General features: G+C 67.5%; 9 protein-coding genes. 3 read left to right on the top strand and 6 right to left on the bottom strand.

Annotated elements, in window-relative coordinates; translation table 11 throughout:
• On the top strand, positions 1–600 hold a 600-nt coding region (locus ACFUEJ_RS21005; RefSeq protein WP_388031617.1), incomplete at its 5' end, for a recombinase family protein.
• Between the two features lie 368 nt (positions 601–968).
• Here ACFUEJ_RS21005 and pcaC read toward each other — a convergent pair.
• From pcaC to pcaH, 4 genes are read right to left on the bottom strand one after another with little or no spacing between them, the layout of a single operon-like run.
• The gene (gene pcaC / locus ACFUEJ_RS21000) at positions 969–2,168 is read right to left on the bottom strand and encodes a 4-carboxymuconolactone decarboxylase (protein WP_016895384.1); all 1,200 of its coding nucleotides are present in this window, start codon (positions 2,166–2,168) and stop codon (positions 969–971) included.
• Positions 2,165–3,409, bottom strand: a complete 1,245-nt coding sequence (locus ACFUEJ_RS20995; protein WP_016895385.1) for a lyase family protein — start codon at positions 3,407–3,409, stop codon at positions 2,165–2,167. The genes pcaC and ACFUEJ_RS20995 overlap by 4 nt, the downstream gene beginning before the upstream one ends.
• A gap of 5 nt (positions 3,410–3,414) precedes the next feature.
• Positions 3,415–3,984, bottom strand: a complete 570-nt coding sequence (pcaG, locus tag ACFUEJ_RS20990) for a protocatechuate 3,4-dioxygenase subunit alpha (protein WP_006898355.1) — start codon at positions 3,982–3,984, stop codon at positions 3,415–3,417.
• Positions 3,981–4,748, bottom strand: coding sequence for a protocatechuate 3,4-dioxygenase subunit beta (pcaH, locus tag ACFUEJ_RS20985; RefSeq protein ID WP_006898356.1), 768 nt, complete (start codon positions 4,746–4,748; stop codon positions 3,981–3,983). The genes pcaG and pcaH overlap by 4 nt, the downstream gene beginning before the upstream one ends.
• Positions 4,749–4,817: 69 nt before the next feature.
• On the opposite strand from pcaH, the gene ACFUEJ_RS20980 reads away from it, so the two are divergent.
• Together ACFUEJ_RS20980 and ACFUEJ_RS20975 are read left to right on the top strand one after the other, a co-directional pair.
• Positions 4,818–5,573, top strand: a complete 756-nt coding sequence (locus ACFUEJ_RS20980) for an IclR family transcriptional regulator (protein ID WP_016895386.1) — start codon at positions 4,818–4,820, stop codon at positions 5,571–5,573.
• 335 nt (positions 5,574–5,908) lie between these two features.
• Positions 5,909–7,015, top strand: coding sequence for an MFS transporter (locus tag ACFUEJ_RS20975; protein WP_327037320.1), 1,107 nt, complete (start codon positions 5,909–5,911; stop codon positions 7,013–7,015).
• 98 nt (positions 7,016–7,113) lie between these two features.
• Here the strand turns inward: ACFUEJ_RS20975 and ACFUEJ_RS20970 are convergent, their stop codons facing one another.
• Positions 7,114–8,517, bottom strand: a complete 1,404-nt coding sequence (locus ACFUEJ_RS20970) for an IS1380 family transposase (RefSeq protein ID WP_006897051.1) — start codon at positions 8,515–8,517, stop codon at positions 7,114–7,116.
• Positions 8,518–8,809: 292 nt separating this feature from the next.
• The gene (locus tag ACFUEJ_RS20965) at positions 8,810–9,610 is read right to left on the bottom strand and encodes an IclR family transcriptional regulator (RefSeq protein WP_016895390.1); all 801 of its coding nucleotides are present in this window, start codon (positions 9,608–9,610) and stop codon (positions 8,810–8,812) included.
• Positions 9,611–9,634: the final 24 nt, after the last annotated feature.

Below are 9,634 nucleotides of genomic sequence, written 5' to 3'. Positions count from 1 at the left end.
GTCGACACGACGAACACAGGGTGGGGACTTTTATCTGGCCACCAGCGGGGACCTCGACCTGGCCACCAGTGGGGACTTTCTCATGGCCATGGACAGGCGGTGGGGGAGTGCGACCGGGTCTATATCGAGAAACAGTCGGCACGCTCGCGCGCTGATCGCGTAAAGCTCGAAGAGTGCATCAGGTATCTGCGGGACGGTGATGAGCTGGTTGTCGCGTCGATGGACCGACTCGCTCGTTCCCTGGTTGATCTCAAGCAGATCGTCGGCGAGGTCACCGCGAAGGGTGCGAGTGTGCGGTTCGTCCACGAGCGGGCCACCTACGCTGCCGGTGCCCAGGATCCTCGAGCCGACCTGATGCTCTCGCTGCTCGGGGCGTTCGCAGAGTTCGAGCGGGCCATCATTCGCGAACGCCAGGCCGAGGGTATCGCCATCGCCAAGGCGAAGGGCAAGTACAAGGGACGCAAACGCGTCCTGACTGAGGAGCAGATCGACAAGGCCCTTGCCCGTATCGAGGCGGGGGAGGGGCCGTCAGCTATCGCCCGGGATCTCGGGGTGGGTCGATCCACGCTCTACCGCGCACTCCAGCGAGTAAGGAAGTAGGCGCCGCCGACACGTCGCGTTAGCCCGCCCACTGCGCGACGAAGCTGGTGCGACACCCTTACATGACACCGAAGTCGTAGCCCTTGCGTCGAGATGCCGCGTTCGGAGATCCCCGCTACGGCATGGACGACGAGGGTTCGAGCACGCGTCAGTGAGTTCCGGTTGGAATGAGCTCCACCGTCTCGTTCGGCGCGACCTAGTGCGCGCCCGGGTGACCACCACTCGCCAGTGAGACCGCCGCGAAACGTCCGTAGACCACCGCCACCGCCACTTACCCGCGAAAGTCACAATCACAACCCTGCATAGCCACAGGATTTCACGCCAGCCACCACACCGGGCTCCTGCCACGAGGATTGTGCAGCAGTCTCCTAGTAAGCGGGGTGGTCCAGCTCGTCGAGCACGCGCTGGGCGATGCGGTAGGCCGCGTTGGCATCGGGCACGCCGCAGTAGATCGCCGTCTGGAGCAGCAACTCTTTGATCTCGTCGTTGGTCAGCCCATTGGTACGCGCGGCCCGCACGTGCATGGCCAGCTCCTCGTGATGGCCGCGGGCCACCAGGGCGGTCAGCGTGATGAGTGAGCGGCTGCGCCGGTCAAGACCCGGACGCGTCCACACCGACCCCCAGGCGTACTGGGTGATGAAATCCTGGAAGTCGGCGGTCAGATCGGTGATCGCCGCGGTCGCGCGGTCGACATGGGCGTCGCCCAGGACCGCCCGGCGCACCGCCATGCCGGCGTCGCGCACCCCGGCGACGGTCGTGGGAGCGGCAACCGCCTGCCCCGCGTTCGCGTGATCGCGGATGAGTTGGCCGACCTCGGACGGTTGCTCGGCCGGGGGCAGGTGCGCGACGCCGTCGAGGACGACGAGCCGCCCGTTCCGGACTCCGGAGGCGATAGCCGCGAGATCGGCCGGCGGAGTGGGGACGTCGAGCAGACCCGACACCGCCAGCACTCGCGGTTCGATCTCGCCGAGGCGGTCACGGACGTCGAAGCCCGCCAGCGCCTCGCACACCAGCGCATAGCCCTCGTCGTCGGCGTCCCGCAGGTCGTGCAGCAGGGCTGCGCCGATCTCCGGCTCCCGCTCCAGGAATCCGGGTGCGAACCAACGCTGGGCCGACCCTTCGATCATCGACGGGGTGCCCGACGCGCGCACGGACGTGGCCCGTGTCCGCCAGGCATCCGGCTCGCCGATCCGTGCGCCCGTCGACAGCAGGACAGCGGAGTCGATGCGCGCGGGTGCGTCCAGCAGCAGCTGCAGCCCGACGGCGCCTCCCACCGAGTCGCCCGCGTAGGTGAAAGTGCTGGCGAACGTGTCGCGCTGGGCCACCACGTCGTCGACCATCTCGAGGACACCGGCGGCCAGCTCGGCCATCGTGAACGGCTCGGCCGAACCGACATTGGATCCGTGCCCGGGCAGGTCCCACGCGAGGACCTCGAAGCGATCGGTGAGGCCGGCGGCGCAGCGCGCCCACAGTGACTGAGCCGACGTGCCCAACGAGGGCCCGAGGACGAGCAGGGGCATGGCGGGTGAACCGCCGAGCTGGACGGCTGTGATGCGAGGGACGGTCACTCGTTCTCCTCCAAGAAGGTCTGGGCCCGCTCCACGGCGCCCACGATGAGGTCCTCGGAGAACCCGCGGTAGGTGGTCGGGTCGGAATCGGCGGTCTTGTCCAGCAGCCCGGCGATCGTGCGGCGCTCGGCCAGCACGCTGTCGGTCGACCGGTCGAGCGTCGCGCGCATGCGCTCGGCGTCCACGTGCAGACCTTGCAGCAGCTCGGTGGTCTGGGACGCGGCGACGACGCTGCGTCGACCGAGCATGTGCAGGGTCGACCACTCGACGTGCCACGCGCCGTCCGGGCGCTGGTCGCCCGCGGTGGCGGAGGCGAGGTGCATCGTCGCGGCCAGAGCGGGGGCTCCCAGGGCTGCGCGGCGCACCAGTACGGAAAGAATCGGGTTGTTCTTGTGCGGCATCGTCGACGAGCCACCGCGGCCCTCGGCCGTCGGCTCGGCCAGCTCGCCGATCTCGGTCCGCGCCAGCGTCGCGACATCGGTCGCGACGTGTCCCCAGGCGTCCGTGCACGAGACCAGCGCGTCGGACGTCCGGGTGACCGTCGCCCGCGAGGTGTGCCACGGGCGGAGTTCCCGTAGCCCCAGGGCCGCGGCGGTGCTGGCGACCAGGTCGGCGCTGGTCCCCTGGGGATCCTCGTGCCCCCGCAGGTTCGCCAGCTCGGTGGCCGCCGACAGAGTGCCGACCGCCCCGCCGAGCTGCACCGGCAGGAGGGAGCGGGCGTCCTGGACCAGATCGGCGGCGTCGACCAGGCCGTCGAGCCAGCCTGCGGCGACGGCGCCGAACGTCGTGGGGACGGCGTGCTGGGTCAGGGTGCGACCGACCATCGGCGTGTCGGCGTGCTGCGCGGCGAGGCGTGAGAGCGCGGTCACCTGGGCGCGCAGCTCGTCGATCAGGCGATCGAGCGCATCGCGCAGCGCGAGCATGAGGGCGGTATCGAGGACGTCCTGGCTGGTGAGCCCGCGGTGCAGCCAGGTGGCGGCGGGCTGCGGCGCCCGCGAGCGGAGCAGGCCGACGAGCGGGACGACGGGGTTGCCGCTGCCCTCGGCTGCCGCCGCGATGTGCGGCAGGTCGTCGACGGTGACGAGCGGGGCGAGGTCGGTGGCGGCGGCGGACGGCGCGAGCCCGGAGGCCACGAGAGCGTCCAGCCACGCGGACTCCACCCTGACCATGGCGGCGAGCAACGCCTCAGCACTCATCAGGTCGCCGGCGCGCTCGTCGCCGGGCCAGAACAGGTCGGTCATGGCGTTCAGTGTGCCGCCCCGTGGCCCGGGAACGTCAGGAAGACGGTCTCGCCCTGGCCCTGCAGACGGATGTCGAACGCATGTCCCTGCGCATCGGCCTCCGCGACCAGCGTCGCGCGACGGTCCGGCTCGAGGCTGCTGAGAAGGGGGTCCGCAGCGAGGGCGGCCTCGTGTCCCGGCAGATATGCGCGTGTGAAGAGCCGATCGAGCAGGCCACGCGCGAACACCGTGAGCGCGAAGAACGGTGCGCCCCCGTCGACCCCACCCGGCGCGATCGTCGAGAACGAGTAGTGGCCGGCGTTGTCGGTCGACGACCGGCCCCAGCCCGTGAACGTCCAACCGTCGCGGCGCAACGAGCCCGGCTGCTGGACGATCGCGCCGGACGCGTCCGCCTGCCAGAGCTCGACCAGCGCGTCGGGGACCGGCGCACCAGAACCGTCGAGCACGCGGCCGTGGAACCGGATCGCACCCGGGCTGCTCGCAGGCACCAGTTCGGAGTCGCCGTCATAGGGGAGTGCGTAGTGGAAGAACGGGCCCACCGTCTGGCCGGGCGTGGGGTGCAGGCGGGGGCTCATGCGTGGTCCTTGTCGTCGTTGTTCTCGGTCCAGGTGCGGTGGGCTCCGGTGAGCACGATGTCCCACCGGTAGCCGGTCGACCACTCGGGTCGCGTCAGGTCATGGTCGTAGCGGGCGACGAGGCGGTCACGGGAGCCCTGGTCGGTGATCGACTGGTAGATCGGGTCCAGCGCGAACAGGGGATCGCCCGGGAAGTACATCTGCGTGACGATGCGCTGCGTGAACTCGGTGCCAAACAGGGAGAAGTGCACGTGGGCGGGACGCCACGCATTGCGGTGGTTCCGCCACGGGTACGGACCCGGTTTGATCGTCTGGAATGAGTAGCTACCGTCCGCACCGGTCAGGCACCGCCCGGCGCCGGTGAAGTTCGGGTCGAGCGGCGCAGGGTGCTGATCACGCTGGTGGATGTAGCGTCCTCCGGCGTTGGCCTGCCAGATCTCGACCAGCTGGCCCGCGACCGGGCGTCCGTCGCCGTCCACGACCCGGCCGGAGATCGTGATGCGCTCGCCGATCGGCTCGCCCGAGCGCTGAATCGTCAGATCGGCCTCGAGTGGATCGACGTCCCGGTGGCTGAAGCACGGAGACCACAACTCGACGCCTTCCGGATCGACCTGGTGCAGATCCTTGGTCGGATGCCGCAGGAGGCTGCTGCGGTACGGGGAGTAGTCGAGGCGGGGCCTGATAGCGGACGGGTCGGTGCCGGCGGACAGGTCGGCGATCTCGGCGCTGATCTCGGCTTGGGTCGATAGGTCAGGAGTGCTCACCAGCCCGACGGTAGGTGGCCGGGGCGTACGCTTCGAGCTATATCGTTCACTGAGTGAAAGAGGGCGACGATGGCCGGCAACACCTCCGACCCGGGAGCCAGTGTCGCCTCGCGCCTGCTGACCGTTCTCGGCGCCTTTGACGATGAGCACCGGGCGATGACGCTGAGCCAGATTGCGCGTCGGGCGGGTCTACCGCTGCCGACCACTCACCGATTGGTGGCCGAACTGGCCACCTGGGGCGGCTTGGTGCGGCGGCCGACCGGCGAGTACGTGGTGGGTCGCCGGATCTGGGAGCTCGCACTACTGGCGCCGACCCAGACCGGCCTGCGCCAGATCGCTGAGCCGTTCCTCCACGACGTGTACGGCGCGACGCTGGCCACCGTGCACCTCGCGGTGCGCGAGGGCGCCGAGGTGTTGTACCTCGACCGGCTGTCCGGCACGGCGTCCGTCCCGATCGTCAGCACCGTCGGCTCCCGACTGCCGCTGCACTGCACGGCGGTTGGGAAGGTGCTGCTCGCGCACGCGCCCGACGACGTGCTCGCCGAGACGCTCGGCTCGTTGACCCGGATGACGCCGTTCACGGTGACCCAGCCCGGGCTCCTGCGACAGCAGCTGGCTCGGGTGCGGCGCCATGGGTATGCGACAACGGTCGAGGAGATGTCCCTCGGGGCGTGCTCGGTGGCCGTCCCCGTGCTTCGAGACACCGCGGTCGTCGCATCCCTGGGTCTTGTGGTTCCCCGCTTGACGAGGGACAGGACCCGCCTCGCCGGAGTCCTCCAGGCCGCGGCGTTCGGTATCGGCCGGGAACTGGCGTCAGGCGGGTGATGGGAAGGAGATCTGACGCGGGCTAGAGGGACACAGGGGCCGACGCTGACCCATCTAGACCGATGTCCGGCGAAGTCGTACTTGAGGCATGAGAATTCAAAAAATCGAACCCCACGGAATCCGGGGCACACCAATGTGCCCATCAAACCCGGGGCACACCAATGTGCCCATCAAACCCGGGGCACTTCAGAAGCGGTATTGCTCGCACCACAGCCTTGACCTGGAAGGGCAGGAATGCCAGCCATGAACTTTTTACCGCCCTGCCCACGGGTGCGTAAGCGCAGCGTGCCGGAGATGGATGCGGCATCGGATGCCCCGGTGGCAGGTCACAGCGCGTGAGACATCCGGGCCGTGGATTCGCCGCTTTGGCTGTGGCCGTACTGGTGACTGTCTTAACAAACATGCCGGTGTTTCTCCTTGGGGCGCTGGCCACGGAGATCACCGCAACAATCCGCGTCCCGGCCTACGGGATCGGCCTGGCGGTAGGGGTCTACTGGGCTGCGGCCGCCCTCACCTCCGCGTGCACCGGTGTGATTGGTCGTGTGCTCAGCGAGAAAGGCATGGGCATCGCCGCCTTGCTTCTGGCGGTCGTGAGCCTGACCGGCAGCGCGTCCTGGATCTCTGCGTGGCCGTGGCTAATTGTATGGGCATCCCTGGGGGGACTCGGGAACGGTCTCGGGCACCCTTCCTCCAACCACTTGCTCGTCACGCACATCCCAGCCGCCTCGTGCGGGCTGGCCTTCGGGGTGAAACAGGCCGCGGTCCCTGTGACGGGGTTGGTCGCCGGCGTTTCGATCCCGTTGGTTGCGTTGACTCTGGGATGGTCCATGGCCTTCCTGCTGATGGCTGTACTGGGCATGCTCGTACTGGTCCCCGTGGCCCGGACCCGGACCATGCCGGTCGTTATGGGTACGACCCGGCCGGCGGGGCAATGGGATACCCAGATGCGTTCGGCGTTGGTGCTGATGGCCGCGATGACGATGTTCGCGGGCGGTGCCGTTACGTCCGCCGTGGCCTTTGCCGTGATCGGCGCGCTGGAGCGGGGGATTGCAGTCGGCCCGGCTGGTGTGATTCTGGCCGTCGGCAGCGCCTTAGGAGCCGCGACCCGTATCGTCATTGGCGGAGTCGTCGATCGAGGCGGCGTGTCAGCACTTTCTCTGATCCAGACAGCACTCATCGTCTGCGCCGTCGGGCTTTCACTCATGGCGATCCCCACCACCTGGAGCTACGTGGTAGGTGTCCTGCTAGCGGTGGGCCTGGGGTGGGGGTGGCCAGGTCTGGTGCACTTCCTCATCTCGCACATGGCGCCTGGGGCCACCGCAGCGGCCACCGGCATTGTCCAGACCGGCACGTACATCGGCAATACCATCGGCCCCGTGCTCACCGGGGTGGCCCTTAGCCCCGCTGATTCACGGGCCGGTGTGACTGCTGCTGTCGGGTGACGGCGGGATCGATTTCGTGGGTGGGCGTGCGTGTGTGCCGGCTGGCGCTGCCGGTGGGCGGGTCCCCGGGTGGTGATGTCGTGGGCGGGCATGTGAGGTCAGGCTGGTTTGGGGATCGCGGCGATCGTGTTGAACACAGCGACGATCGCGACGGCCCAGGGCCATGTTTCCGGGATCTTCACTTTTCGCCGTCGGCCGCTGCGGACCAGCCGGGCTGCCACGTGAAGGAAGCGGTAGCGCAGTGCCTTGGGCTCGCACAACGCCAGGACTGCGGCCTCGCCGGTGCAAGCGAGCATCCGCGTCCAGGCAACGAGGTCCGCTGCGATCATCACCGCGACGAGCCAGGCCTGGTTGAGCGCGAACCCCCGCGAAGGTAGCCGCCCGAGCCCGGTGTCCTTGGCGTGGCGTATCCGGTCCTCGACCCGGGCGTGAGCCCGATGCCTGGCCTCGAGGAATTGCAGCTGACCCGTGGCGGTGGTGTTGGTGACAAAAGCCTGGTAGCGCCATCCATCGATCTCCTCGAACATCGACAACTGAGCACCCGGATGGGGCCGCTCGCGGCGCACGATCACCCGCATCCCGTCTGGCCACTTGGCGAGCATCCGTTGGGAGAGGAATCCGGTCAGCTCCGCGATGTCGGCCCCGTCACGAATGTCCCCGTTGGGGTTGAGCGCTGGTCCCCACGCGGCTTCGGGGCAGGTCGCGATGGCCCGGCGAATCGGGGCAGTGATGGAGAAGCCGACCGAGTACTCCACCTGTCGACCACGGACGCGGTTCTGCTCGGTGATCCAGTCGATCAGGTCGTGGGAGGCGCCGGCACCGTCGGAGCGGATCAGCAGATCACGCCGATGACTGGCGGGGATCTGCGCGATTGCCTGGCCCAGGACGTCGATGTGGTCGGCGGCGGTGTTGGACCCGGCGTTGCCTGGGCGCAAGCTCGCGGCGAGGAACTCTTCTGTGTTGTCGCACCACACGCCGATCGGGTGGTACCCGAACGTGCGCTTATACGTCGGCGCAGCAAGCTCCTTCTCGCTGTGAGTGACCACAATGGTGGCGTCCACATCGAGCACGACCGTCGATCCCAGATCCCGCCCCGCACACGCCGATGCGGGCACTCCGCCGGGCAGGTGGGACCACACGTGCCGCCGCGTGCGAGCCCGCGCCACCTGGATCTTCTTGCGCTTGCCGGCAGTGACCTCATCGAGCGTGCGCCACACCGTCGGCGCCGACGCCACTGGGCCCAGGGCGCCGGACTGGTGGCGCAGGACGCCGATGTCGGAGATGGACTCGCCGCCATCGGCGAGCATCACCGCGGTATCGATCAACACCCGGCCGCGATCGTGGATCGGGATGAACCGGCGGCGAGCCATGGCCCCTGACAGCTCGGCGGTCAGACCGACCTGATCAGCCAGAAGTCGAGGCACGATAGCCCCGGCATGCGAGACCACCCCGACACCATCTGCAGTAACGGACAGACCGGCCGACCACGAAGTACGCTTCACCTACCGAGTGCTTTCTGCTGGAGAACATGGAACCTTAGACAAGTCCCAGTTTCCCCTGTTCAGGAAGCACTTCGGTCTATTTTCGCCCAGCGATCCGCAGATTCCCATGAATCACCCGGGTTAGCCTCGGTAACTCGACACTGACCTGGGCGATGCTCGTCACTATGGCAACCGTCGCCGTGGTCATTTCCTTCTTCTTCGGGCTCCGACTGCGGAGAATCGACTCTCTGGAATCGCCGCTGGCCTGAGGTGGTCCTGTCCACAGCACCACCGTCACCGGCCGTCGAGATCCTTAAACGAGCAAGTTCTGGATTTCTTTGGCGGCTGTCTGGAGCATAGCTCCGAGTTCTGTGCGGAGTTGTTCAGTCATGCGGTGAGCGGGCACGGATACATTGATCCCGTAGTATCCTCCGCTCGGGCTGGTGATGGGAACAGCGACTGACATGACGCCGTCTTCGCTTTCTTCCTGGCTCGTTGAGTACCCGGTTTGCCGAATCGTTTCGAGGGCACGCTCCAGATCGGAACGGGAAATGATAGATCCCTTGGTGAGACCCGGGAGCTCCTCATACGGGTACAGGGCATGCAGTTGTTCCGTGGTGAGTAGGCTCAGCATTGCTTTGCCCGTTGCAGTGCAGTTGGCAGGAAGCATCGCACCTTGACGTGAGGCAACGCGGACGGCACGTTGGCTTTCGATGGCCTCCAGAAAGTGTGCGTTCGAGCCTTTGAGCTCGGCAAAGTGCACCGTCTCTCCGGTTGCCTCGAATACCCTTTCCATTGCTGGACGAATTAGCGTTCCGATGTCGACGTGGCGCCGTATGGCGAAGGCGATGGAGCTGAGTGCTTGTCCGGGTTCGTACGCTTTGGTCTGAGGGTTCTGCCGTACGAAACCTCGGTAGAGGAGCATCCCCATGAGGCGATGGGCCGTAGATGACGCCACTCCGAGGTACTTGCTGGCATCGGTGAGCCGGATGCTCGGCCGAGTCTCGAAGAGCAGCAACAATCGGAGTGCGTTGTCGACGGATTCGATGGGGTACTGCGGAGGAGGGCCGTATCTGGAGTCGTCCTCCGCCCGTGATGCGGACATGAGCTTCATGTTACTGACCGGGGGTTCAGTCTC

Source organism: Gordonia sp. NPDC057258, from assembly GCF_042668985.1.
Lineage (GTDB): Bacteria > Actinomycetota > Actinomycetes > Mycobacteriales > Mycobacteriaceae > Gordonia > Gordonia hongkongensis.
This window is presented reverse-complemented; position numbering and strand designations above follow the sequence as displayed.

Bases quoted from the DNA above. Each gene is read 5' to 3' on its own strand.
- ACFUEJ_RS20995 (WP_016895385.1), bottom strand. From the start codon at position 3,409: ATGACCGACCTGTTCTGGCCCGGCGACGAGCGCGCCGGCGACCTGATG.
- pcaG (WP_006898355.1), bottom strand. From the start codon at position 3,984: ATGAGCCCCCGCCTGCACCCCACGCCCGGCCAGACGGTGGGCCCGTTC.
- ACFUEJ_RS20980 (WP_016895386.1), top strand. From the start codon at position 4,818: ATGGCCGGCAACACCTCCGACCCGGGAGCCAGTGTCGCCTCGCGCCTG.
- ACFUEJ_RS20965 (WP_016895390.1), bottom strand. From the start codon at position 9,610: ATGAAGCTCATGTCCGCATCACGGGCGGAGGACGACTCCAGATACGGC.